The sequence below is a fragment of the Halorubrum rutilum genome (assembly GCF_024494565.1).
The window spans coordinates 271,398-294,952 of record NZ_JANHDN010000005.1; the positions used below are offsets into that span (position 1 = coordinate 271,398).

A 23,555-nucleotide genomic window follows, 5' to 3' on the forward strand; every position below is an offset into this window, starting at 1 on the left:
CTCCCGTATCTCGGACGGGCGATCGCGGCGCACGACCGCGATAGCCGTCGAGACGACCGTTTCCGTCGGACTCTTATCGGGGAGCGACCTACGGAACCCATGAGCGAGTACGTCGTCGACGAGTCGACGATCTTCGAGACGCCCCTCGTGGAGCTCGACCTCGACATCGAGGCCGACGCGGACGTGTACGCGAAGGCGGAGTGGTTCAACCTCTACGACGCCCCGCACGGCGGCGGGTCGATCAAGTCCCGGATCGCGAAGGGGATGCTGGACGGCGCCGAGGAGCGCGGCGACCTGGAGCCCGGCGTCACCGTGATCGAGCCGACCTCCGGCAACACCGGCAGCGAGGTGGCCCGGCTCGCGGCCGCCCGCGGCTACGACGTCGAGATCGTCATGCCGGACAACGCCGCCGGCGGGAAGGTCGAGGCGGTCCGGGACGCGGGCGCGGAGATCCACTTCGTCGACGCCAACCTCGGCTACGACGCCGTCATCGAACGCTGCGAGGCGATCATCGCGGCCGACCCCGAGGCGTACTTCCGCCCGAACCAGTACGAGAACCCCGACAACCCCGGCACCCACGAGCGGACGACCGCCCGCGAGATCTACGAGGCGACCGACGGCGACGTGACCCACTTCGTCGCCGGCGTCGGCACGGGCGGGACGATCACGGGGACCGGCCGCGGCCTGACCGACCTGAGCGACGGCGCCGTCGAGGTCGTCGGCTTCGAGCCGGACGAGCAGCTCCACGCCATCGACGGTCTCAAATTCCTCAAGACGGGCGACCACTACCACCCCGAGACGTACGACGAGTCGGTCCTCGACCGGACGGAGTACGTCACCACCTCGGACGCCTACGACCGGGCGCGGGCCCTCCGGGAGCGCTACCTCGACGACTCGGTCCCCGTCGCCGACCCCGGCCAGCACGACGAGGCGACGGTCCGCGAGCACCTCCGCGTCGGCGACCAGTTCGTCGTGGGCACGTCTGCGGGCGCGGGCGCCGCGGTAGTGGCGAACCTCGACGCGGCCGGCGACCTCGCGGACGACGACGTGGTCGTGTTCATGCTGTGCGACCGCGGCGACAAGTACGCGGACATCCCGCTCTGGGAGGACTATTTATAAACGGGCCGTCTTCGCGAGGAAAGAAACTGAACCGTTACCGTCCGCCGGAGGCGGCCGGGATGACGCGGACCTGCGCGTCGGCCGGGACCTCGGCGTCGACGCCGTCGACGGGCGTCCCCTCGACGTAGACGTTGATGAACTCCTTGATCTCGCCGTCTTCGAGCACGCTGTCCCGGAGCTCCGGGCCGTGCTCGTCGGCGTGGTTGTCGAACAGTTCGCGGACGGTGGCGCCCTTGACCTCGACCTCCGAGGTCGCGGACCCGCCGACGAGGACGGCCGGCAGCTTGATCGTTGCCATACGTCACGTTCGCGTCCCAGTCCAAAAAGGGACGCGTCGACGGCAACCGCGGCCACGGCCTAACACGACCGGCGTCCCGCCACGGTCCGCTCGCGCCGGTTCCGACCGACGGTCCCGCGTCGGCGACGGGGCGGGGGTTGGCGACGGGAAGCGGGTCGGCGTCGTCGGAACCGTCGCCGGTGTCGTCCCCGGCCGTCCCCGAACGCGTCGCCGGTCGTGCGGACAGGACGCACCTCCGAGATGCCGGCAGGACGCGCCGGTGGGCGGCCGGCTTATGCGTTCGCGGCGATAAGGGCGGCCGAATGAGCGACCTCGATCTCGATCCGACGCAGCTCGACCGCTACTCCAGACACATCATCATGGACGACGTCGGCCCGGAGGGCCAGAAGGCCCTGCTCGACGCCGAGGTGCTCGTCCTCGGGGCGGGCGGGCTCGGCGCGCCGATCATCCAGTACCTCGCCGCCGCCGGCGTCGGCACGCTCGGAATCGCCGACGACGACGAGGTCGAGCTGTCGAACCTCCAGCGCCAGGTCATCCACGGGAACGACGACGTCGGCCGGAAGAAGGTCGACTCAGCCGCCGACTTCGTCGAGGGGCTGAACCCCGACATCGACGTCCGGAAACACGAGCTCCGGGTCACCTCGGACAACATCGAGGACCTCATCGACGGCTACGACTTCGTCGTCGACGGCACGGACAACTTCGCGACGCGGTACCTCGTCAACGACGCCTGCACCCTCGCCGGGATCCCCTTCTCGCACGGCTCCATCTTCAAGTTCGAGGGGCAGGTGACGACGTTCGCCGGCGACGACGACTCGCCGTGTTACCGCTGTCTGTTCCCCGAGGCGCCGCCGGCCGGGATGGTCCCGAACTGCGCGACCGCCGGGGTTCTCGGCGTGCTCCCCGGAACGGTCGGCTGCCTGCAGGCGACCGAAACGGTGAAACACGTCATCGGCGAGGGCGAGTCGCTCGACGGCTCGATGCTGTTCTTCGACGCGCTCGACATGGAGTTCGACAAGGTCGAGATCCCCAAGCAGGACGACTGCCCGGTGTGCGGCGACGACCCCGCCATCGAGTCGGTGCAGGACGTCGAGTACAACGCCTCGTGCGCCATCGACGTCGGCGGCGACGACGAGGCGGAGCCCGAGATCGAAGCGGACGACTGAGGCCCGACGCTCGGCGAAATTTTCTTTTCAGCGAAGCACCGGCCGCGACCTACACTCAAGGAGCGTGAGCGTCAACGACGCGAGCTAACCCAGAAACGATGCGGTGGCGCGCGCCTGCGAGCGGCCGCCCTCGGCGGCCGCGAGGAGCGCGTGCGAGGGAGTCGCGACCGAAGGGAGCGACGAGGCTGGGGAGGCGTGAGGCTGCGGGGCGGTGCAGTCGGGCGGGACTCAAAGGGGCAGAAACGAGGGCGAGTTAGGCGACGAGAGCACCGCAGGGAGGGAGCGAAAGCGACCGACCGAGGAGCGCAGCGAGCGTAACTCGCCCTCGTTTCTGGGGCTTTGGAGGTGTTCACCGGTGATCCGACGTCGACCGCGTACAGCCGAGCGGCTGGGACCGTGGCGGTCTTCACCGCCGACTCGGAATCAACCACGTATAAACGAACGGTCGGGACCGCGAAGCCTGACACCGCCGACTCCGAGACGCACACGCGGATGTCGCGTTCGAACGCGTCCTACCGCTCGCTCCGCACCGAGACCGTCTCCTGTTCGAACGCCTCCTCGTCGCCCCGCCAGCGCCACGAGCCGACGAACGGGTAGCCGTCGAGCGCGCAGATGACGTACGAGTGGTCCGGCCACGTCGCCCGCGCGGCGTCCGTCTCGCTCGGGTGGGTCGGGCCCGTGGGGTGCGAGTGGTAGAAGCCGACCACGTCGAGCCCGTCGCCCTCGATCGTCTCGATGAGCTCGAACTGCTCCTCGGGGTCGATGAGGTAGCGGATCTGGGGCGTGTCGGCGACGTTCTCCGCCTGATACGTGTCGGTGACGACGCTCGGCTCGCCGTCGGTCCCGTGGGTGCCGGCGAGGACGCCGCAGACCTCCGCCTCGCCGCCGCCGTACGCGTGGTAGACGATGTCGTCGTAGACCGCTCGCGAGAGTTCGATCATGGCCGAGCGAAGGCGACTCCGACCGATAAGTCCGTCCCGACCGGCAAGGGCCGCGCTCCGTCACAGGTAGCGGCAGTCGTTGACGGGCTAGCGGAGGGTTTTGCCGCCGCGGTCGGAGTCGCTGGCATGAGCGACGCCGAGCACGGGTCGCCGGCGCCGACCGCCGACGAGGCGCTCCACACGACCCTCGACATGCCGTTCGACGACGCGGTCCCCTTCGTGCAGATCGAACACGAGCTCGCCGACTTCGAGACGGTGCGCGTCACGCGGTTGGACCGGATGATCGAGGGGATGCTCGGCCACGACGACGTCGAGCGGACCGCCCTCATCGTCGTCTGTCACCCAGAGATCGCGTTCGACGCGATCGAGATCGACCCCACGCTCGCCGGGATGCTCCCCTGTACCACCATCGTCTACGAGCGCGAGGGCGACGACCGGGTGCACGTCCACCACACGTCGGCGACGAAGGCGATCCGCGACCTCGGCTGCGCGCCCGCCGACGCCGGCGGCGCGGTCGAGGACCTCGTCGAGAAGACCGGCGAGCTGATGACGGTCGTCTGGGAGAACATCGAGGAGCACGGGCGAGAGCGGGCACCGGAGGGGTAGACCGGCGGAACCGCGGCTTCGAACCGCCTCCGCTACAGCCCCTCGACCCGCCGGAGCGCGTTCCGCACCGCCCCCGGCGTGGCGTGCGGCCCGCCCTGTACCCGGTGGTCCGGGAGGAGGAGCGGGACCGGGTTCTCGTCGAGCGCGTTCCGCACGAGTTCGAGGTCGTCGGGGTCGTCCGCGTCGAGCGCGGCCAGGCGCGTGAGCCGGCTCACCGACACCTCCTCGCCGTAGGGGACCGTGCGGAGCGCTTCGAGGACGTCGCGCCGGTCCGTCGGCACCGTGAGCCCGACGGCGACGTCGGCGAACTCGTCGCGCTCGCCGCGGACGTACGCGCCGATCCGGTCGAGCAGCTCGTGGTCCGGCTCCGCGTCCGCCGGCACGTCCGCCGGGAACGACACCGAGATGACCCGCCCGCCGGCGAAGCCGACTTCGACCGCTCGGTCGAGGGCCGCGAACTCGCGGGCGAAGACGCCCGACGTTCCCGTCGTATTCATACCCGTCACACGACGGGCCCGACGGTTAAAACGAGGGGGCGAATCCCGCGTCGGGCCCGTGCGGCCCACGGCGCGCCCCGCGGACGGCCGGCCCCGCAAGTCTTATGAACAGATACGTGCATTAGTGTACAGTAATGGAGGATACAACCGAGCTGGCCCCCGCGGTCAGGTCGATACTGTCGGCCGCGCGCGACCGGGCGGCCGAGGGCCGAACCGACCGCGTCGACGTCGACCCGCGCGACCTGCGGGCCGCGTTCGACCGCGCCGAGGCCGACGGCCGGGTTCCCCTGATCGCCGAGGTCAAGCCGACGAGTCCGACCACCGACGGCGCCCGCGAGGACGACCCCGTCGCGCTCGCCGAGGGGATGGTCGCCGGCGGCGCCGCGGCGCTCTCGGTGCTCACGGAGCCCGAGCACTTCGGCGGGAGCGTCGCGGTGCTCGAACGCGTCCGCGAGGCCGTCGACGTGCCGGTCCTCCGCAAGGACTTCGTCGTCGCCGAGTCCCAGCTCGACGCCGTCGAGAGCGACGTCGTCCTCCTGATCGCGCGGTTCGTCGGCGACGACCTCCCGGACCTGCTCGCCGCGGCCCGCGAGCGCGGCTTCCAAGTCCTCGTCGAGGTCCACGACCGCGAGGAGCTGACGCGGGCGCTCGACGCGGGGGCGACGACGATCGGCGTGAACAACCGCGACCTCGCGGAGCTGGTCGTCGACCTCGGAACCTTCGAGTCCGTGGCGCCCCACGTCCCGGACGAGGTGACGCTGATCGCGGAGAGCGGGATCGGCTCGCCCGCCGACGTCCGCCGGATGCGGGCGGCCGGCGCCGACGCCCTGCTCGTCGGGAGCGCGATCATGGACGGCGACGTCGAGGCGAACACGCGGGCGCTGACGCGGGCGGAGGCGGACGACGGAGACCACCGAGACACCACGGAGACACCCACATGAGCGAAACCGAGCCAACGACGATCGAGACCGGAGAGCTGTCGCGACGCCCCGGCCGCCAGCGCGGCCGCGAGGACGGGAAGTTCGGCCGCTACGGCGGCCAGTACGTCCCGGAGGCGCTGATGCCGGCGATCGAGGAGCTGACCGACGCCTACGAGCGGTACGTCCTCGACAACGAGGACGGCTTCATGGACGAGTTCCGCGAGCGGCTCGCGGACTTCGGCGGTCGCCCGATCCCGCTTCAGCGGGCCGACCGGCTCTCCGAGCGCTACGACCGCGAGGTGTACCTCAAGCGCGAGGACCTCCTCCACGGCGGCGCGCACAAGCTGAACAACGCCCTCGGCCAGGTCCTGCTGGCGAAGTACATGGGGAAGGAGCGGATCATCGCCGAGACGGGCGCCGGGCAGCACGGCACCGCGACCGCGATGGCGGCCGCCCACCTCGACATGCCCTGCGAGATCTACATGGGCGAGCGCGACATCAACCGCCAGCGCCCCAACGTCTTCCGGATGAAGCTGAACGGCGCCGAGGTGAACCCGGTCACGGCGGGCCGCGGCACCCTGAAGGAGGCCATCTCGGAGACGATGCGCGACTGGGCGACCACCGTCGAGAACACCCACTACGTCATCGGGTCGATCGTCGGCCCGCACCCGTTCCCGGTGATGGTCCGCGACTTCCAGGCGGTCATCTCCGAGGAGGCGCGGGCGCAGGCGATCGAGAAGACCGGCGAGCTCCCGACCGACGTGGTCGCCTGCGCGGGCGGCGGCTCGAACACGATGGGGTCGTTCGCCGCGTTCGTCGACGACGAGGACGTCGCGCTCCACGCGGTCGAGGCCGGCGGCTCGACGCTGGAGGTCGACGAGGAGGCCGGCGTCGCCCCGAACTCCGCCTCGCTGTACACCGGCGAGGAGGGCGTGCTCCACGGCGCGCGCACCAAGCTCCTGCAGGACTCCGACGGACAGATCATGGAGAGCCACTCGATCTCCTCCGGGCTCGACTACGCCGGGGTCGGCCCGGAGCTCGCGTACCTCGTCGACGAGGGGCGCGTGAGCCCCGTCGCCGTCGACGACGACGCCGCGTTGGAGGGGTTCCACCGGCTCTCGCGCACGGAGGGGATCATCCCCGCGCTGGAGACGGCGCACGCCTTCGGCTTCTTAGAGGAGCGCCACGAGGAGCTCGGCGAGCGCGTCGTCGTGAACGTCTCCGGGCGCGGCGACAAGGACCTCGACGCCGCCATCGAGGAGACGGACAAGCGCGACGTCGACGAGGCGCCGGACATGTCGATGTTCACGGGGGGGATCTGAATGGCGGAGACGGGCAACTCGGCCGCGATAGCCGAGGCGTTCGCCGACGGCCCCGCCTACGTCCCCTACCTCGCCGTCGGCGACCCCTCCTACGAGGCGTCGCTGGAGTACGTCCGCGCGCTCGACCGCGGCGGCGCCGACGTCATCGAGCTCGGGCTGCCCTTCTCGGAGCCGATCGCCGAGGGACCGACGATCCAGGGGGCGCTCGTGCGCTCGCTCGACGGCGGGATGACGCCGGACCGGTTCTTCGCGTTCGCCGAGGAGCTCGACGTCGACGCGCCGCTCGTCTGCATGACGTACTACAACCTCATTTATCAGTACGGGGATAGCGAGGCGCAGCGCGCCTCGGACGCGAGCGGTGAAACCGCGAGCGAGACCGGCCCCCGCCCCTTCGTCGAGCGCGCCGCCGCGGCCGGCATCGAGGGGCTCGTCGTCCCCGACCTCCCGGCCGAGGAGGCCAACCCGCTGCGGGAGGCGTGCGACGAGTTCGGCCTCGACCTGATCTTCATCGTCGCGCCGACCACGGTCGGCGACCGGCTCGACCGGATCATGGGTCGCGTGTCGGGGTACGTCTACGTGCAGGCGCGGCTCGGGACGACCGGCGCGCGCGACGACGTCTCCGACCAGACCACGGAGAGCCTCGACCGGCTCGCCGAGTACGACGTGCCGAAGGCGGTCGGGTTCGGCATCTCCTCGGGCGAGCACGCCGAGCGCATCGTCGCCGGCGGCGCCGACGGGGTCATCGTCGGCTCGGCGCTCGTCGACATCGTCGCCGAGGGCGTCGAGGCGGACCTGTCGACCGAGGCGGTCGCGGACCGGCTTGAGGCGCTCTCGCGGGAGCTGAAGGCGGGCGCCGAGCGCGGCCACGCCGCCCGCGTCGGCGCGCCCGAGTCGCGGTGACCGGGGGTTCGAGCCAATACGACCCCGAACGAAACCCACTTACCTGCGATTGCCACACTCTCACACAACGACCGAACCCACCATGACAGCAGGACTCTCGGCACGACTCGACCGCATCTCCACGAACGACCGGTACCTCATCGTCCCGATGGACCACGGGATCACGATGGGCGCCGTCGACGGCCTCGTCGACATCGAGTCGACGATCGACGGCGTCACGCGCGGCGGGGCAGACGCGGTCCTCACGCAGCGCGGCGTCGCGGAGCGCGTCCACCCGAACAAGAACGGCGCGGGCTACATCGTCCACGTCAACGGGTCGACGACGATCGGCCCCGACGAGAGCGACAAGCGCGTCACGGCGACCGCCGAGGACGCGGTGCGCGCGGGCGCCGACGCGGTCTCGTTCCACATCAACGTCGGCTCCGACCACGAGCCGGACCAGATCGAGGAGCTGGCGGAGCTGACCGCCGACGCCGAGCGTCTCGGGCTCCCCGTGCTCGCGATGGCGTACGCGCGCGGCCCCGGCGTCGACGAGACCGACCCGGAGTCGCTGGGGCACGCGGTCCGGCTCGCCGAGGAGCTCGGCGCCGACGTGGTGAAGACCGGCTACTCCGGCGACGGCGACTCGTTCGCCCGCGTCACTGAGTCGACCCGGCTCCCGGTCGTCATCGCCGGCGGCTCGAAGGGGACCGACCGCGAGACCGTCGAGATGGTCCGCGGCGCGATGGACGGCGACGCGTCCGGCGTGTCGATGGGACGGTCGATCTTCCAGCACGAGGACCCGGAGGGGATCGCCCGCGCCGTCTCGGCGATCGTCCACGACGACGCCGGCGTCGACGAGGCGCTCCGGGCGGGCGGGTTCATCGAGGCGTAGGGACGCCTCGGGACGCGTTGAATCGCTCCGCGTCGACGAGGGGGAACGACGCGTCAGCAGGCGGCGGTGATACGCTTCTGCGGCTCCGGCGGTCCGACCGGCCCGGTCGGTCCGACCTCCTGTTCGACGTGGAAGACGGTCACCGACTCCACGCTCCGGTCCGCTCGCTCGCAGACGTACGCCGCCACCGGGCGGTACCGCGTCTCGCCGGCGTACCGCGTCCGGTGTCCGAACTGGTGCCAGAGGGTCGTCGGGTACGTCTCAGCGGCGTCCGGGGGCCGGTCGAACGCCACCGCCCCGCCGCCGAGCGCGTCGACCGACTCGCCGGAGTCGAGGGTGGCCCGGACGACGTACCAGCTGGACGTGTCCGGCGGGTTCGGCGCGAAGAACGACCAGCTCACCTCCGACAGGCCGCCCGTCGACTCCGACGCCGGGAGGTCGACGAGCCCGACCCCCGCGGCCTGCCACCACACGAGCGCGACGAAGAAGCCGACGAGCAGGACGGCGGCCGCCACTCGGACCCCGCGGCGAACCCCCGACGGGACCGACGGCGCCGACGCGGTCGCGTCCGCGCTCCCGCCGTCGCTCCGGAGCGCGGGGGCCGCGAGCCGGGCTGGGACGCGGGCCTTCGAGGCGACTCCCTCGACGGCGTCCCAGACCCGCGGCGGGAGGAACAGCAGGAGGACCGCGATCATGACGAACGGGAAGACGGCGAGACGCATCGTCGCGGCCATCCCGAGGTGCGCGGCGACGAACGACAGGACGACGCCGGTCCTGAGTCGCTCGGACGGGACGAGCAGCAGGACGGACGCCGCGAGGAGCGCGATCCAGAGCCAGTTCACCGCCGCGAGGACCGCGGTCCGTTCTGAGATGAGCGGGCCCAGTCCCACCACGAACTCCTCCACCTGATATATCCGCGGGACCGCGACGCCCGACATCCACGCGTCGCTCCGGTACTTGGAGACCGCGTTCGCCGCGTAGATCGACACGAGCGTCAGGAGGGCGACGGCCGTCCCGAGCGAACAGACTCGCCGGTCGCTTCCGGTTCCCCGCTCGTCGCCGTCCCGTTCGTCAAGGTCGCCCCGTCCGTCGAGTTCGTCCCGGTCGCGACGGTCGCTCCGCCGGCTCCCGCCGAGCGACCACCGGGCGTCGAGCGGGAGGAAGAGCGCCAGGAACAGGAACGCGACCAGGATCGTGTTCCCGCCGTTGATCACGAACGGGTTCCGGGCGTACAGCGACGCGAGGAGGACGAGCGAGACGGCCGTCGACGCCCGCGTCCGGTAGCCGACGAGCAGGCAGACGGCGGCGCCCGCGGCGAGCGCGAGCAGCGCCGCCTGGACCCGCGCCGACCCGGACACCGCGTGGATCGAGACGGCCTCCAGCGTCGGGTACACCTCGGCGAGCGTCGAGCGCGGCAGGACGCCCTCGTCGGTGTAGAACGCGCGCAGCCCCGGGAGCCGGTAGACGAGCAGGTCCCCGAGGAGCAGGAGCGCCAGCGCGATGCGGAACGCGCCGAGCGCGCGCGGGTCGACCCCGAGGCAGGGGGCGGCGCGCTCGCGGAGGGCGTCGCGCGTCGCGGCGTCCCGGGGGGCCGCGTTCGAGAGCCGCTCGCGTAGTGGCGTCATTCGGTGCTTCGGGTCGTAGGTGCCATCTCAGCGATAAGTGCTTTGTCGTCTCCGGAGGCGCGGCGTCGGGCACGGCGTCCGACCGCGTCGCAGCGTCGGCCGCAACGCGCGACCCTTCCGCAGTTTTCAAGCCCGCCCGCCGTGAGGTTCCGACAATGACACGCACGGTCTGGGTGAAGGCCGACGGGAGCGTCGGCGACTGGGAGGCGCGCAAGCGACGGGTCACGGCCGCCATCGAGGCCGGCGCGGACTGGGTGCTCGTCGACGAGGCGGACGTGGGGCGCGTCCGCGAGCTGGGCGACATCTCGGTCGCGGCGTTCCGCTCCGAGGCGGACGTCATCGACGACGCCGAGAGCGACGCCGAGGCCGACGCCTACTTCGTCGGCAAGGGCGGCGAGGGCGACGGGACGATCGACCTCCCGGACGACTTCTCCGGCTCGGCGGACCTGACGACGGTCCGCCGGCGCGACGACCGCGCGCAGGGCGTGTACGTCCGCGTGCTCGGGACCGAGTACGAGCGGTTCGCCGAGGAGGCGGCCGCGGACGCCGAGTACACGATCGTCGTCGGCGAGGACTGGTCGATCATCCCGCTGGAGAACCTGATCGCGCGGGTCGGCGAGGAGACGCACCTCGTCGCCGGCGCGACCACCGCCGCCGAGGCCCGGACCGCCTTCGAGACGCTGGAGATCGGCGCCGACGGCGTGCTCCTCGACTCGGGCGACCCCGACGAGATCCGGGGCGCGGTCGACGCCCGCGACGCCGCCGACCGCGAGACGCTCGACCTCCGGCACGCCGAGGTGACCGCGGTCGAGCGCACCGGGATGGCCGACCGCGTCTGCATCGACACCGGCTCGCTGATGGACGACGACGAGGGGATGCTCGTGGGGTCGATGTCGCGCGGGCTGTTCTTCGTGCACGCCGAAACCGCGGAGTCGCCGTACGTCGAGTCGCGCCCCTTCCGGGTGAACGCCGGGGCCGTCCACGCGTACGTCCGGAACGCGGAGGGCGGCACGAACTACCTCGCGGAGCTCTCCAGCGGCGACGAGGTGCAGGTGGTCGACACCGACGGCCGCACCCGCGAGGCGATCGTCGGGCGCGTGAAGATCGAGAAGCGGCCGATGTTCCGGATCCAGGCCGAGGTGGAGACCGATGAGGGCGTCGACCGCGTGGAGACGCTGATCCAGAACGCCGAGACGGTGAAGGTCGCGACCGCTGACGGGAAGAAGGCGGTCACCGACCTCGAGGAGGGCGACGAGGCGCTCGTCTACTACGAGGACGTGGCGCGGCACTTCGGCGAGGCGGTGGAGGAGAGCATCATCGAGAAGTGAGTGGCCGAGCGAACGCGAGGCCACTGTAGCGAGCCGGCCTCCGCCGGCGAGAAGCGAGACCGAACGACGTGAGGTCTCGTGGGGAGCGGTGAAACCGCGAGCCGAGCGGCCGAGCGAACGCGAGGCCACTGTAGCGAGCCGGCCGAGCGAACGCGGTGCGACCACCGCCGACGAGACCGCGACAGCGAGCGAACCCCGGCCGCCGAGAAGCGGCCGAGATCGTGTCGACCAGAACGCATTTCACGTCGGTTCGTGATCGGCTCCTATGGCAGTCGCGAACGAAGGCGGTCGTCGCGTCGCGGAGTTGGGATTCGTCGAGCGGGTTCGGCACCTCGCGGAGGCCGCGAATCCGGCGTTCGCGGCCGGGAGCCTCCTCGTGCCGCTGGCGTTTTTCGCCGCGAGCCTCGCGCTCGCGAGCACCGAACTGCTCTTCTACACGCACGTCGCCGCGGGCGCGGTGTGGTTCGGGTTCGCGCTGATCTTCCCGGCGATCATCGGGCCGACGCTGGGCGGGCTTGACGAGGAGGCGTCGGCCGCGGTGAACGCGGCTCTCATTCCGAAGGCCGTCTTCTTCCTCGTCGGCTTCTCGCTCACGACGGTGCTCTCGGGGACCGTCCTCCTGACGCCCGGCCTCGGGCTCGGCTACGGGTTCGCCGGGGCGTGGTCCGGGCTCGCGCTCGGCCTCGGCTGGGGGCTGTTCGCGTTCGGGCTGGCGGTGCCTCACCGCCTCCAGCTCAGCGCGTACTACGAGACGCTCTCGCCGGAGCCCGACGCCTCGCGGCTCGAATCGATCGAGAGGAAGAACCTCGTCGTCGGGCTGTTCGAGGCGGCCGTCATGCTCGCGCTGATCGTCCTGATGACCGGGTTCCGGCTGGGCGTCTGAGCTATAGCCCGTACAGCTCGCCGTACTTCGCCTCGACGTAGTCGGTGAACGCGTCCGCCGAGAGCGCCTCGCCGGTCGCCCGCTCCACCAGCTCGTTCGTCTCGTAGCGCGAGCCGTGCCGGTGGACGTTCTCGCCGAGCCACGCCTGGAGGTCGTCGAAGTCGCCGTCGGCGACCTTCGCGTCGAGGTCGTCGATTTCTTCCTCGGCCGCTTCGAACAGCTGCGCGGCCATGACCGAGCCGAGCGAGTAGGTCGGGAAGTAGCCGAAGTTGCCGTGGCTCCAGTGGATGTCCTGGAGGCACCCCTCGCTGTCGGTGTCGGGCCGGATCCCGAGGTACCGCTCGTACTTGTCGTTCCAGACCTCGGGCACGTCCTCGACCGCGAGGTCGCCGCGGACCAGGTCGCGCTCGATCTCGAACCGGACGACGATGTGGAGGTGGTAGGTGAGCTCGTCCGCCTCGACCCGGATGAGGTTGTCCTCGTACACCTGGTTGACCGCCTCGTAGGCGTCCTCGACCGTGGCCTCCTCGGTCTCCGGGAACCGCTCTTTGAACCGCGGGAGGAACAGCTCCCAGAACGCCCGGCTCCGGCCGACGTGGTTCTCCCAGAGCCGCGACTGCGACTCGTGGACCGAGAGGTCGCGGTCGTCGCCGAGCGGGGTCCCCCACTCCTCCCGCGGGAGCCCGAGGACGTACTGCGCGTGGCCGTACTCGTGGATCGTCGAGCCGATCGCGCCGAGCGGGTCGGACTCGTCGAACCGGGTGGTCACCCGGCAGTCGAACTGGTTCCCAGACGTGAACGGATGCGAGGAGACGTCGAGGCGGCCGCGGTCGAAGTCGTAGCCGACGAGTTCGAGCGCCTCGCGGGCGAGCGCCTCCTGCTCGTCCTCGGGGAAGGTCCCCTCGAAGGTGTCGACGGCGAGGTCCGCGTCGGACTCGCGGATCGCGTCGATCATGGGGACGAGCGTCTCGCGGAGCTCCTCCAGGATCGACTCGGCGCGACCGATCGAGAGGCAGGGCTCGTACTCCTCGAAGAGGACCGCGTAGGGGTCCCGGTCGGGGTCGATATGCTCGGCGTACTCCCGCTTGAGCTCGACGTGCTTCTCCAGGTAGGGGGCGAACGCCTCGAAGTCGTCCTCGGCCTTCGCCTCCTCCCACGCCTGAAGCGCCTCCGAGCCGGTCTCGGAGATCTCCTCGACGAGCTCGACCGGGACGGCGTCGGCGCGCTCGTACTCGCGGCGGACCTCGCGGAGGACCGCCTCTCGTTCGTCGGTGAGCTCGGCGCCGTCGAGCGCGTCGAGCAGCTCGCCGGTCTCCTCGTCGGTGATCATGTCGTGTCGGACCGACGAGAGCGCCGAGAGCTGCTTCGACCGGGCGGGCGTGCCGCCCTCGGGCATCATCACCTGCTGGTCCCACCCGAGCACGCCGGCGGCGCTCCCGACCGCGTTCCAGCGGCGAACGCGGTCTAGGAGGGCCTCGTACGCCTCGGGGGCGTCGGTCGCGTCGTCGGCCGCGGCTTCCGTTGCCATACGCCATGGATCGGCCGCGTCGGTTAAGAAGGGACCGAACACGGACTCCTCGGAGCGGCCCGCCCCCGAGCGCGACCTATTTCCGGCCGGCCGCCGAACCGCCGGCAACGGATGGACATCGACGAGGACACCATCGACCTGCGATCCGACACCGTCACCGCGCCGTCGGCCGAGATGCGCGAGGCGGCCGCGACCGCCGAGGTCGGCGACGACGTGTACCGCGACGACCCGACCGTCAACGAGCTGGAGCGCCGCGCCGCCGAGGCGGTCGGCGCCGAGGCCGCCCTCTACGTCCCCTCCGGGACGATGGCGAACCAGATCGCCGTCCACGTCCACACGGAGCCGGGCGAGGAGCTCCTCCTGGAGCGCGAGTCGCACATCTACCGGTGGGAGCTCGCCGGCGCGGCGAAGCTCTCCGGCGCGCAGACACGGACGGTCGACGCCGGCGAACGCTGCGTCCCGACCCCGGAGGAGGTGCGCGAGGGGCTCGTGAGCGAGGACCTCCACCGCCCCGGCACCGGCCTCCTGTCGCTGGAGAACACCCACAACTACCGCGGTGGGGTCGCGGTCCCCGTCGAGGGGATCGCCGCGGCCGCCGACGTCGCCCGCGACGCCGGCGTGCCGGTCCACCTCGACGGCGCCCGCCTGTTCAACGCCGCGGTCGCGCTCGGCGTCGACGCGAGCGCGATCGTCGACCCGGTCGACAGCGTCACCTTCTGCCTCTCGAAGGGGCTCGGCGCGCCGGTCGGCTCGGTCCTCGCCGGCGACGAGGGGTTCATCGAGGAGGCGCGCCGCGTCCGGAAGCTGTTCGGCGGCGGGATGCGACAGGCCGGGATGATCGCCGCGCCCGGCCTCCTCGCCTTGGAGAACGTCGACCGGCTCGCCGAGGACCACGCGAACGCCGAGCGGCTCGCCGCCGGGCTCGACGCGCTCGACGGGGTGAACGCGCCCGCGCCGGACACCAACATCGTCGTCGCGCACTCCGACGAGGCCGAGATTCCGGCCGCCGACCTCGTGGAGGCCTGCAAGGCGGCCGGCGTCGGTTGCGTCGAGTTCGACGAGCACACGACGCGGTTCACGACCCACCTCGACGTCCACGCGGACGACGTCGAGGAGGCGGTCGACCGGATCGGCGACGCGGTCGCGGCGCTGTCGGCCTGAGGGGGCGGCGGTGCCGTCAGCTCGGGGAGGCGTCCGTCCGCGGCCCGGAGTCGCCCGACCGGCGCGCACGCCACGGAAACGTTCAACTCGGCGGGCGACGTACGCGGGGCCATGGAACCGATATCGACCGGTGCGGCGTCGCGGTCCAGGCGAACCGAGGTGGCCGGCGCCCGTCCCTGAGGTCGTCGGCGTCGACATCAGCGGCCGCCACGAGGAGGACGGCGAGTACCTGATGGTCGCGGCCGCGGTCCGCGCCCGGATCGACTCGACCCGGATCCGGTCGGTCGAGGGGACGGGGTTCGCCGCCGCGCGCGAGGGGCCCTCGCTCGACGCGACGCTCGAGCTCGTGGCGACCGCGGTCGGGAACTTGCCGGAGCCGCCGGACGGCCCGATCGTCGCGGAGCACGGCGAGTTCTACGAGGAGCCGGCCGAGCGGGTCGGGCCGAGCTTCCGACCCGAGTTTAAATACGTCGAGAGCATAGGGGAGCGCGAAACAGTGCAGGCAGCACACCACGCCGCGTACGCCGCCCGAGACCTCCTCTTATGACGGGGAGCGTCGAGGGCGCGGACGCCGACGCGGACGCCGAATCGGTCCCCCGAGAGCGGCGGGCGGTCGTCGCCAAGCGCGTCGACGCCGGCGACGCCGACCTGGCCGAGATCCGCCAGCTCGCCGCGGCCGCGGGGTACGAGGTCGTCGGCGAGCTCTCGCAGACCCGCACCGAGGACGCCGCGTTCATGTTCGGCGAGGGGAAGGTCGCGGAGCTGCGCGAGCTCGTCCGCCGGACCGACGCCGGCGCCGTCATCGTCGACAACGACGTGGGGCCCTACCAGACGTTCAACGTCGGCGGGAAGCTCCCCGAGGGCGTCGAGGTGATCGACCGGTTCACGCTCATCCTCGAGATCTTCGGCCAGCGCGCCAACACCCGGAAGGCGCAGCTGCAGGTCGAGCTCGCCGAGCTCCGGTACGAGCTCCCGCGCGCCGAGGCGAAGGCGAGCCTCGCGAAGCGCGACGAGCGCCCCGGGTTCATGGGGCTCGGCGAGTACGACGAGAGCGTCGAGCGCGACATCAAACGCCAGATCTCCGAGATCCGCGACGAGCTGGAGTCGATCGCGGAGAAGGAGGAGGCGCGCCGCGAGCAGCGCCGCGACTCCGGCTTCGACCTGGTCGCGCTCGCGGGGTACACCAACGCCGGGAAATCGACGCTGATGCGCCGGCTCGCGGCCGAGATCGACGTCGACGAGAACGCCGACCGCCACCCCGACCTCGACACCACCGCCGAGTCGCAGGACATGCTGTTCACCACGCTCGGCACCACCACGCGCCGCGCCGAGATGGAGAAGCGCGACGTCCTGCTCACCGACACGGTCGGGTTCATCGCGGACCTGCCCCACTGGCTCGTGGAGTCGTTCGAGTCGACGCTCGACTCCGTCTACCGCGCCGACCTCGTGCTGCTCGTCGTCGACGCGAGCGAGCCTGTCGAGGCGATGCGCGAGAAGCTCGTCACGAGCCACGACACCCTCTACGAGCGCAACGAGGCCCCCGTCGTCACGGTGTTCAACAAGGTCGACCGGCTCGCGCCCGGCGAGCTCGCCGACAAGCGCGGCGCGCTCTCGGGCGTCGCGCCGGACCCGGTCGCCGTCTCGGCGAAGACGGGCGCGGGCGTCGCGGAGCTGCGCGACCGCGTCGAGGCCGAGCTCCCCGACTGGGAGCGCGAGCGGCTCGTCCTTCCCGTCTCCGACGAGGCGATGAGCCTCGTCTCGTGGATCCACGACCACGGCCACGTCGACGAGGAGTCGTACGCGAGCGACCAGGTGACCGTCGACTTCGAGGCCAAGCCCTCGGTCGTGGCCCGCGCCCGGTCGAAGGCGGCGGGGCTCGCGCCCGCGGAGTCGACGTAGACGACTCGGCGGCGCCCCCCTCCCCCGGTCGGCCCCTCTCATCTCCCGGGGTTTCGGACAAAGTATACATTCCTTCACTTGCGAACGGATACCATGGACGACGCCGGAGTCGACGGCCGACGGCGGGACCGACTCGTCGCCGACGACGACGCGGTCGAGCCGCCGACCGGGTTCAGCGAGCGGGCCGTCGCGAGCGATGAGGGGGTGTACGACGCGTTCGCGGCCGAGGGGCCGGCGGCCTGGCGCCGGGCCGCCGACCTCCTCGACTGGGAGCGCCCGTACGAGACGGTGCTCGACGACGGCGATCCGCCCTTCTACGAGTGGTTCCCGGACGGCCGGCTCAACGCCGCGGCCAACTGCGTCGATCGGCACCTCGACGAGCGCGGGAACCAGCTCGCGATCCGGTGGTTCGGCAAGCGCGGCGAGCGGCGATCGTACACGTACCGCGACCTCCACCGCGAGGTGAACGCGCTCGCGGCCGGGCTGCGGGAGCTCGGCGTCGCGGAGGACGACGTGGTGACGCTGTACCTCCCGATGGTCCCGGAGCTGCCGATCGCGATGCTGGCGTGCGCCCGGATCGGCGCGCCACACAACGTCGTCTTCGCGGGGCTCTCGGCGGAGGCGCTGGCGACGCGGCTCGACGCGGCCGACTCGTCGTACCTGATCACCTGCGACGGCTACTACCGCCGGGAGGACGCGTTCAACCAGAAGTCGAAGGCGGACAACGCCCGGCTCCGGGCCGACGCCGACCTCGCGGCGACGGTCGTCGTCGACCGGCTCGGGGACGCGCTCGACGTGTCGCTCGGCGACGACGAGCACGGGTACGAGCCGCTCGTCGACGCGCACGACGGCGAGACGGTCGACCCGGTCGCGCGCGACGCCACCGACCTCCTCTTCGTCATGTACACCTCCGGGACCACGGGGCGCCCGAAGGGCGTCGAGCACGCGACCGGCGGCTACCTCGCGCACGTCGCGTGGACCACCCGGAACGTCCTCGATGTCAGACCCGAGGACACCTACTGGTGCGCCGCCGACATCGGGTGGATCACCGGCCACTCCTACGGCGTGTACGGTCCGCTGTCGGTCGGGACCACGACCGTCCTCTACGAGGGGTCCCCGGACTACCCGGACCGCGACCGCGTCTGGGACCTGATCGAGCGCAACGCGGTCAGCGTCTTCTACACCTCCCCCACCGCGATCCGGTCGTTCATGAAGTGGGGCGCGGAGTACCCCGACCGCCACGACCTCTCGTCGATCCGCCTGCTGGGCACTGTCGGGGAGTCGATCACCCCGAAGGCGTGGCGCTGGTACCGCGAGCACGTCGGCGGGAGCGAGGCCCCGGTCGTCGACACGTGGTGGCAGACCGAGACGGGCGCCATCGCGCTCGCGACGCTGCCGGGGGTCACGCCGATGAAACCGGGGAAGGTCGGCCCGCCGCTGCCCGGCATCGACGCGCGCGTCGTCGACGAGGACGGGGAGCCGGTCGACCCGGGCGAACCGGGGTACCTCACGATCGACTCGCCGTGGCCCGGCATGCTGCGCGGGCTCCGCGAGGGCGACGAGCGCTACCGCCGCGAGTACTGGGTCGAGGCCGAGGACGGCTGGCGCTACCGCACCGGCGACGGCGCGACCGTCGACGAGGACGGCTACGTAACCATTCTCGGTCGCGTCGACGACGTGATCAACGTGCGGGCGCGGCGGTTCAACACCGCCGAGCTGGAGTCGGCGATCGTCGGCGTCGAGGGCGTCACGGAGGCCGCGGTCGTCGGCGACGGCGACGGCGACATCGTCGCCTACGTGACGACCCGGAGCGACGTCGAGCCGGACGAGGCCCTCAGGGCGGCGATCGGCGACGAGCTGGCCCGCTCCGTCGGCGACCTCGCCCGCGCGGACCGGACCGTGTTCACCCCGGACCTCCCGAAGACGCGCTCGGGGAAGATCATGCGCCGCCTGCTGGAGGACATCGCCCGGGGCGAGGAGTTCGGCGACGTCAGCGCGCTCCGGAACCCCGAGGTCGTCGGCGAGATCGAGTCGTCGGTTCGCGAGGAGTAACCACAAATAGTTTCTTTGAAGATAGTTAGAAACGTCTATGGGTTTCTTAAGCGTCGCGTCCGACCCGTCGGTATGGGAACGCTCGTCTCCCGCTCCGCGCTTCACGACCGGAAGCGAGCGGTCGCGAAGACCCTCTGCTACCGCGCGCTCATGGTCGCGATCACGGTGCTCGTGGCGTGGGCGGTCGTCGGAGACGCGGGCGCCGCCGTGAACATCGGACTCGTGGCCAACGTCGTCAAGACCGCGACGTACTACGCGTACGAGCGGCTGTGGGACCACGTCGCCTGGGGGATCGCCGACGGCGTCTGAGGGGGTCGTCCTCGCCCCGGCGGAGCGAAGCTCGTTTCGTAAATAATTCGAAAACCGAAACAGAACGCGGTCGGGATTACCCGCTCAACACCGTTTTTCCGGGTCCGTCGAGAGTATATTAGCTTTAGAGCCGTTTGAGTGGAGACGGGCGGAACTCTTTTGCTTCGGGTTTCTATGTATTTACGAAACCGATGGTCACCGAGCTCGACGCCGACGCGTACGACGCGCTCGTGGCCGCCGCCGAGACGTACCGCGCCGCGGTCGCGGTTCGACTCGCCGGCGAGGCCGGGCTGCGGACCGCCGAGATACCCCGCGTCGCGCCGCGGCACCTCCGGGGCCCGGGGGTCGCCTCGGAGGTGTGTCTCCTCGCGGTCCCGGCCGACGACACGGGGGAGACGATCGACCGCGAGACCGCCGTCCCGGCCTCGCTGGCGGCCGAGCTCCGACGGTACGCCGAGAGCGAGGGGCTCGGCGCGGGAGAGCCGTTCGTCGGCGTCTCGCCCCGCCGCGTCCAGATGATCGTGAGCGGGACCGCCGAGCGGGCGGCGGCGCGGAGCGGCGGCGCGGTCCCGGCCGACGTCACGCCCCGCGACCTCCGCCGCGCCTTCGCGCGCCGGCTGCTCGTCGACCGCGGCGTCGATCCCCACGCCGTGCGCGAGGCCGGGGGGTGGGAGACGATGGGGACGCTGGACGAGTTCCTCGGCCCGCTCGACGGGCGGGAGATCGCCGAGGCGTTCGCCGCCGCCGGGGCCGTCGGGACCGGCGGGGCCGCCGGAGGGGCGGGGACCGCCGGAGGGGCGGGGACCGCCGAGAGCGCCGAGGCGACCGGCGACCCGGACGGGGGAGAGCCGACCGCGCTCGGCGGGTTCGAGGCCCTCGCCGACGGCGAGGACCGGAGTTCGCCGCTCGCGACCGTCCCGGAGCGGCTGGCCGAGTCGGATCGGTGGGCCGAGGCGTGGGTGGTCCGCGGGTCGACCGACGGCGGCCGGACGGAGGTCGTCGGCGCCGCGGGCGTCGAGCGGGAGGTCCTCGTCGACCGCGGCGTCACGCGGGAGGGCCCGTGGCTCGACGCGATCGAGGCGGGCGACCCGGTCCTGACGGACGGCGAGCCGACCGCCGACGGGCGACCGGGGATCGCCGTCCCGGCGAGCTACCGGGACGTGACGCACGGCGCGCTCTGCGTCGTCGCCGCCGACGGAACGCCCGTCTCGACGGCCGAGCGGCGGGAGCTGGTCGCGCTCGGCCGGTGTCTCGGTTGGGCGGTGACGGCCGGCCGGTGGCGGGACCTCCTCCACTCCGACGCCGTCACCGAGGTCGAGTTCCACACCGCAGACGACGGGGCCTTCCTCGCCCTCGCGAGCGACGCCCTCGGCTGTCGGATCGAGCTCGACTCCACCGTCGGCGTCACCGACGAGGCCTCTCGGCTGTACCTCTCCGCCGCCGGGGCGAGGCCGCAGGGCGTCGCCGACGTCGTCGACGACGCCGACGGCGTCTCCGACCTGCGGGTGATCGAGACCAGAGAGGACGGCTGCGCGGTGTCCGTGCGCGTCGAGGGCGGGTCGGCGGTGCGAACGCTCACGGAGCACGGCGCGACCGTCCGCGACGCGACCGCGGAGGACGGCCGCGTGCGAGTCGTCGCCGATCTGCCCGAGGGCGCCGACGTCAGGCCGGTGGCCGACGGGCTCCGGGCGGCCTTCGACGACGCCCGGCTCGCGAGCAAGGAGTCCGTCGCCCGGTCGTCGCGCTCCGAGTCCTCGTTCCGCGAGGGGGTCGCGGAGCGGTTCACCGACCGCCAGTGGGCCGCGCTGTCGGCCGCGTACCACGGCGGCTACTTCGACTGGCCCCGGGAGAGCACGGCCGAGGAGGTCGCCGACGCGATGGACGTCTCCTCCCCGACGTTCCACAACCACCTCCGGAAGGCCCAGCGCGCGCTCCTCGACGGCCTCTTCGAGCGGGACGACCGGGAGCGGCCCTGAAGCCGGATCCGGGCCTCCCGGCGCGGGTGCCGCGGCGCCCGATCCGGACCCGAGACGGCCGCGAGCGGCGCCGCGAATCCGTCACGATTTTTCGTATTTAGCGCCAGCGTTTATATGGCGAGATCGGTTGGATACGACCGTACCATGACAGAGGGTGACGGTCAACTGGAAGCGAGACTGGAGGAGCAGGAGGTGTTCGAGCCGTCCGAGTCGTTCTCGGCGCAGGCCAACGTCTCCGACCCCGAGATCTACGAGGAGTTCGACGAGAACTGGCCGGAGTGCTGGGAGGCCGCGGCCGACCTCCTCGACTGGGAGTCCGACTACGACCAGGTGCTGGACGACAGCGACCCGCCCTTCTACGAGTGGTTCACCGGCGGCGAACTGAACGCGTCGGCCAACTGCCTCGATCGCCACCTCGACGAGCGCGGCGACGAGGCCGCGATCGAATGGGTCGGCGAGCCGGTCGACGAAGACGATCGCACGTACACGTACGCGGAGCTCCACCGCGAGGTGAACGAGTTCGCGGCCGCGCTCCGCGAGCAGGGCGTCGAGGAGGACGACGTCGTGACGATGTACATGCCGATGATCCCGGAGCTGCCGATCGCGATGCTGGCGTGCGCCCGCATCGGTGCGCCCCACAGCGTCGTCTTCGCCGGCTTCTCGGCGGACGCGCTCGCGACGCGGATGAACTCCGCGGACTCGGAGTACCTCGTCACCTGCGACGGCTACTACCGGCGCGGCGACCCCCTCGACCACCTCGACAAGGCGAACGAGGGGCTCTCCGGCGTCGACCACGACACCACGACCGTCGTCGTCGACCGGCTCGGCCCGAACGGCGACGACTTCGGCCACGAGCTCGGCGACGACCAGCTCGACTACGGCGACCTCGTCGCGGACCACGAGGGCGCGGCGGTCGAGCCGGTCACCCGCGACGCCGAGGACATGCTGTTCCTCATGTACACCTCGGGGACGACGGGGGAGCCGAAGGGCGTGAAACACACGACCGGCGGCTACCTCTCGTGGGTGTCGTGGACCTCGCAGTCGGTCCTCGACATCAAGCCGGACGACACGTACTTCTGTTCGGCCGACATCGGCTGGATCACGGGGCACTCCTACATCGTCTACGGGCCGCTCGCGCTCGGGACGACGACGATGATGTACGAGGGGACGCCCGATCACCCCGAACAGGACCGCCTGTGGGAGATCGTCGAGGAGCACGAGGCGACCCAGCTGTACACGGCGCCCACGGCCATCCGCGCGTTCATGAAGTGGGGCGAGGAGTACCCCGACCGCCACGACCTCTCCTCGCTGCGGCTGCTCGGCACGGTCGGCGAGCCGATCAACCCGCGGGCGTGGAAGTGGTACTACCAGCACATCGGGAACGAGGAGTGCCCCATCGTCGACACGTGGTGGCAGACCGAGACCGGCGGGATGATGGTGACGACGCTGCCCGGGATCAAGGACATGAAGCCGGGGGCGGCGGGACCGCCGCTGCCCGGCCTCGACGTCCAGATCCTCGACACCCTCGGCGACGAGGTAGAGCCCGGGAAGGCCGGCTACCTCACGGTACAGAAGCCGTGGCCCGGCATGCTCCGGACGCTGTACAACAACGACGAGCGCTACATCGAGGAGTACTGGGCGGAGTACTCCGACACCGACAGCGACGACCCCGAGGACTGGGTGTACTTCCCGGAGGACGGCGCGAAGATCGACGAGGACGGCTACATCACCGTCCTCGGTCGCGTGGACGACGTGCTCAACGTCTCCGGCCACCGGCTGGGGACGATGGAGATCGAGTCCGCCATCGTCGGCGTCGAGGGCGTCGCGGAGGCGGCCGTCGTCGGCGGCGACCACGACATCAAGGGCGAGGCCGTCTACGCGTACGTGACGACCGAGGACGGCTACGAGGGCACCGACGAGCTCCGCGACGCGATCGTCGCGGGCGTCGAGGACGCCATCGGCCCGATCGCCCGGCCGGAGCAGGTCGTGTTCACTCCCGACCTGCCGAAGACGCGCTCGGGGAAGATCATGCGCCGCCTGCTGGAGAACATCGCCGACGGCAAGGAGCTCGGGAACACGAGCACGCTCCGGAACCCGGAGATCGTCGAGGAGATCCAGCAGAAGGCGACGGGCGAGTAGCCCAGGACGTCC

General features: G+C 71.5%; 21 protein-coding genes. 16 read left to right on the plus strand and 5 right to left on the minus strand.

Annotated elements, in window-relative coordinates; translation table 11 throughout:
• Window positions 1-99: 99 nt before the first annotated feature.
• Window positions 100-1,119, plus strand: coding sequence for a PLP-dependent cysteine synthase family protein (locus NO900_RS12475; RefSeq protein WP_256409547.1), 1,020 nt, complete (start codon window positions 100-102; stop codon window positions 1,117-1,119).
• A gap of 34 nt (window positions 1,120-1,153) precedes the next feature.
• Here the strand turns inward: NO900_RS12475 and NO900_RS12480 are convergent, their stop codons facing one another.
• Window positions 1,154-1,417 (minus strand): MoaD/ThiS family protein, encoded by a 264-nt coding sequence (locus NO900_RS12480; RefSeq protein ID WP_256409548.1) that lies wholly within the window; start codon window positions 1,415-1,417, stop codon window positions 1,154-1,156.
• Between the two features lie 302 nt (window positions 1,418-1,719).
• On the opposite strand from NO900_RS12480, the gene ubaA reads away from it, so the two are divergent.
• Window positions 1,720-2,583: an SAMP-activating enzyme E1 gene (ubaA, locus tag NO900_RS12485; RefSeq protein ID WP_256409549.1), complete on the plus strand. Its 864-nt coding sequence runs from the start codon at window positions 1,720-1,722 to the stop codon at window positions 2,581-2,583.
• A gap of 512 nt (window positions 2,584-3,095) precedes the next feature.
• Here ubaA and NO900_RS12490 read toward each other — a convergent pair.
• Window positions 3,096-3,524, minus strand: coding sequence for a desampylase (locus NO900_RS12490; RefSeq protein WP_256409550.1), 429 nt, complete (start codon window positions 3,522-3,524; stop codon window positions 3,096-3,098).
• Window positions 3,525-3,650: 126 nt separating this feature from the next.
• Between NO900_RS12490 and NO900_RS12495 the strand changes: the two genes are divergently transcribed.
• A complete protein-coding gene (locus NO900_RS12495) occupies window positions 3,651-4,130 on the plus strand; it encodes a DUF302 domain-containing protein (RefSeq protein WP_256409551.1) in 480 nt (159 codons plus the stop codon).
• A gap of 32 nt (window positions 4,131-4,162) precedes the next feature.
• On the opposite strand, the gene NO900_RS12500 is transcribed toward NO900_RS12495, so the two are convergent.
• Window positions 4,163-4,627: an MGMT family protein gene (locus NO900_RS12500; protein WP_256409552.1), complete on the minus strand. Its 465-nt coding sequence runs from the start codon at window positions 4,625-4,627 to the stop codon at window positions 4,163-4,165.
• A gap of 134 nt (window positions 4,628-4,761) precedes the next feature.
• Between NO900_RS12500 and trpC the strand changes: the two genes are divergently transcribed.
• The 4 genes from trpC to NO900_RS12520 all read left to right on the plus strand — a co-directional run bounded on the left by trpC (window position 4,762) and on the right by NO900_RS12520 (window position 8,643).
• A complete protein-coding gene (gene trpC, locus NO900_RS12505) occupies window positions 4,762-5,568 on the plus strand; it encodes an indole-3-glycerol phosphate synthase (RefSeq protein ID WP_256409553.1) in 807 nt (268 codons plus the stop codon).
• The gene (trpB, locus tag NO900_RS12510) at window positions 5,565-6,869 is read left to right on the plus strand and encodes a tryptophan synthase subunit beta (RefSeq protein WP_256409554.1); all 1,305 of its coding nucleotides are present in this window, start codon (window positions 5,565-5,567) and stop codon (window positions 6,867-6,869) included. Before trpC ends, trpB begins: the two co-directional genes overlap by 4 nt.
• Window positions 6,870-7,769, plus strand: coding sequence for a tryptophan synthase subunit alpha (trpA, locus tag NO900_RS12515; RefSeq protein WP_256409555.1), 900 nt, complete (start codon window positions 6,870-6,872; stop codon window positions 7,767-7,769).
• A gap of 82 nt (window positions 7,770-7,851) precedes the next feature.
• The gene (locus tag NO900_RS12520; protein ID WP_256409556.1) at window positions 7,852-8,643 is read left to right on the plus strand and encodes a 2-amino-3,7-dideoxy-D-threo-hept-6-ulosonate synthase; all 792 of its coding nucleotides are present in this window, start codon (window positions 7,852-7,854) and stop codon (window positions 8,641-8,643) included.
• Window positions 8,644-8,696: 53 nt separating this feature from the next.
• Here the strand turns inward: NO900_RS12520 and NO900_RS12525 are convergent, their stop codons facing one another.
• Window positions 8,697-10,268, minus strand: a complete 1,572-nt coding sequence (locus NO900_RS12525; RefSeq protein WP_256409557.1) for an HTTM domain-containing protein — start codon at window positions 10,266-10,268, stop codon at window positions 8,697-8,699.
• Window positions 10,269-10,423: 155 nt separating this feature from the next.
• On the opposite strand from NO900_RS12525, the gene NO900_RS12530 reads away from it, so the two are divergent.
• On the plus strand, window positions 10,424-11,596 hold the full coding sequence (locus NO900_RS12530; RefSeq protein WP_256409558.1) for a 3-dehydroquinate synthase II: 1,173 nt from the start codon (window positions 10,424-10,426) through the stop codon (window positions 11,594-11,596).
• A 265-nt stretch (window positions 11,597-11,861) separates the two neighbouring features.
• Window positions 11,862-12,479, plus strand: a complete 618-nt coding sequence (locus NO900_RS12535; RefSeq protein ID WP_256409559.1) for a hypothetical protein — start codon at window positions 11,862-11,864, stop codon at window positions 12,477-12,479.
• Between the two features lies 1 nt (window position 12,480).
• Here the strand turns inward: NO900_RS12535 and NO900_RS12540 are convergent, their stop codons facing one another.
• Window positions 12,481-14,007, minus strand: a complete 1,527-nt coding sequence (locus tag NO900_RS12540; protein ID WP_256409560.1) for a carboxypeptidase M32 — start codon at window positions 14,005-14,007, stop codon at window positions 12,481-12,483.
• A gap of 111 nt (window positions 14,008-14,118) precedes the next feature.
• Between NO900_RS12540 and NO900_RS12545 the strand changes: the two genes are divergently transcribed.
• The 7 genes from NO900_RS12545 to acs (NO900_RS12575) all read left to right on the plus strand — a co-directional run bounded on the left by NO900_RS12545 (window position 14,119) and on the right by acs (NO900_RS12575) (window position 23,543).
• The gene (locus NO900_RS12545; RefSeq protein ID WP_256409561.1) at window positions 14,119-15,168 is read left to right on the plus strand and encodes a threonine aldolase family protein; all 1,050 of its coding nucleotides are present in this window, start codon (window positions 14,119-14,121) and stop codon (window positions 15,166-15,168) included.
• A gap of 196 nt (window positions 15,169-15,364) precedes the next feature.
• Window positions 15,365-15,715 carry a DUF2209 family protein gene (locus NO900_RS12550; RefSeq protein WP_256409641.1) on the plus strand — a complete coding sequence of 117 codons (351 nt, stop codon included), beginning with the start codon at window positions 15,365-15,367 and terminating at the stop codon, window positions 15,713-15,715.
• Entirely contained in the window at window positions 15,712-17,067 is a 1,356-nt protein-coding gene (hflX, locus tag NO900_RS12555; RefSeq protein ID WP_256409562.1) for a GTPase HflX, read from the plus strand. Before NO900_RS12550 ends, hflX begins: the two co-directional genes overlap by 4 nt.
• Before the next feature lie 93 nt (window positions 17,068-17,160).
• Window positions 17,161-19,119: an acetate--CoA ligase gene (acs, locus tag NO900_RS12560; RefSeq protein WP_256409563.1), complete on the plus strand. Its 1,959-nt coding sequence runs from the start codon at window positions 17,161-17,163 to the stop codon at window positions 19,117-19,119.
• 72 nt (window positions 19,120-19,191) lie between these two features.
• Window positions 19,192-19,428 carry a DUF2061 domain-containing protein gene (locus NO900_RS12565; RefSeq protein ID WP_256409564.1) on the plus strand — a complete coding sequence of 79 codons (237 nt, stop codon included), beginning with the start codon at window positions 19,192-19,194 and terminating at the stop codon, window positions 19,426-19,428.
• Window positions 19,429-19,619: 191 nt separating this feature from the next.
• A complete protein-coding gene (locus NO900_RS12570) occupies window positions 19,620-21,404 on the plus strand; it encodes a bacterio-opsin activator domain-containing protein (protein ID WP_256409565.1) in 1,785 nt (594 codons plus the stop codon).
• 144 nt (window positions 21,405-21,548) lie between these two features.
• The gene (gene acs / locus NO900_RS12575; protein ID WP_256409566.1) at window positions 21,549-23,543 is read left to right on the plus strand and encodes an acetate--CoA ligase; all 1,995 of its coding nucleotides are present in this window, start codon (window positions 21,549-21,551) and stop codon (window positions 23,541-23,543) included.
• Window positions 23,544-23,555: the final 12 nt, after the last annotated feature.

Bases quoted from the DNA above. Each gene is read 5' to 3' on its own strand.
- NO900_RS12530 (WP_256409558.1), top strand. From the start codon at position 10,424: ATGACACGCACGGTCTGGGTGAAGGCCGACGGGAGCGTCGGCGACTGG.
- NO900_RS12535 (WP_256409559.1), top strand. From the start codon at position 11,862: ATGGCAGTCGCGAACGAAGGCGGTCGTCGCGTCGCGGAGTTGGGATTC.
- acs (WP_256409563.1), top strand. From the start codon at position 17,161: ATGGACGACGCCGGAGTCGACGGCCGACGGCGGGACCGACTCGTCGCC.
- NO900_RS12495 (WP_256409551.1), top strand. From the start codon at position 3,651: ATGAGCGACGCCGAGCACGGGTCGCCGGCGCCGACCGCCGACGAGGCG.
- trpB (WP_256409554.1), top strand. From the start codon at position 5,565: ATGAGCGAAACCGAGCCAACGACGATCGAGACCGGAGAGCTGTCGCGA.
- NO900_RS12500 (WP_256409552.1), bottom strand. From the start codon at position 4,627: ATGAATACGACGGGAACGTCGGGCGTCTTCGCCCGCGAGTTCGCGGCC.
- acs (WP_256409566.1), top strand. From the start codon at position 21,549: ATGACAGAGGGTGACGGTCAACTGGAAGCGAGACTGGAGGAGCAGGAG.
- NO900_RS12475 (WP_256409547.1), top strand. From the start codon at position 100: ATGAGCGAGTACGTCGTCGACGAGTCGACGATCTTCGAGACGCCCCTC.
- trpC (WP_256409553.1), top strand. From the start codon at position 4,762: ATGGAGGATACAACCGAGCTGGCCCCCGCGGTCAGGTCGATACTGTCG.
- NO900_RS12525 (WP_256409557.1), bottom strand. From the start codon at position 10,268: ATGACGCCACTACGCGAGCGGCTCTCGAACGCGGCCCCCCGGGACGCC.
- ubaA (WP_256409549.1), top strand. From the start codon at position 1,720: ATGAGCGACCTCGATCTCGATCCGACGCAGCTCGACCGCTACTCCAGA.
- NO900_RS12480 (WP_256409548.1), bottom strand. From the start codon at position 1,417: ATGGCAACGATCAAGCTGCCGGCCGTCCTCGTCGGCGGGTCCGCGACC.
- NO900_RS12540 (WP_256409560.1), bottom strand. From the start codon at position 14,007: ATGGCAACGGAAGCCGCGGCCGACGACGCGACCGACGCCCCCGAGGCG.
- hflX (WP_256409562.1), top strand. From the start codon at position 15,712: ATGACGGGGAGCGTCGAGGGCGCGGACGCCGACGCGGACGCCGAATCG.
- NO900_RS12545 (WP_256409561.1), top strand. From the start codon at position 14,119: ATGGACATCGACGAGGACACCATCGACCTGCGATCCGACACCGTCACC.
- NO900_RS12490 (WP_256409550.1), bottom strand. From the start codon at position 3,524: ATGATCGAACTCTCGCGAGCGGTCTACGACGACATCGTCTACCACGCG.
- NO900_RS12570 (WP_256409565.1), top strand. From the start codon at position 19,620: ATGGTCACCGAGCTCGACGCCGACGCGTACGACGCGCTCGTGGCCGCC.
- trpA (WP_256409555.1), top strand. From the start codon at position 6,870: ATGGCGGAGACGGGCAACTCGGCCGCGATAGCCGAGGCGTTCGCCGAC.
- NO900_RS12565 (WP_256409564.1), top strand. From the start codon at position 19,192: ATGGGAACGCTCGTCTCCCGCTCCGCGCTTCACGACCGGAAGCGAGCG.
- NO900_RS12520 (WP_256409556.1), top strand. From the start codon at position 7,852: ATGACAGCAGGACTCTCGGCACGACTCGACCGCATCTCCACGAACGAC.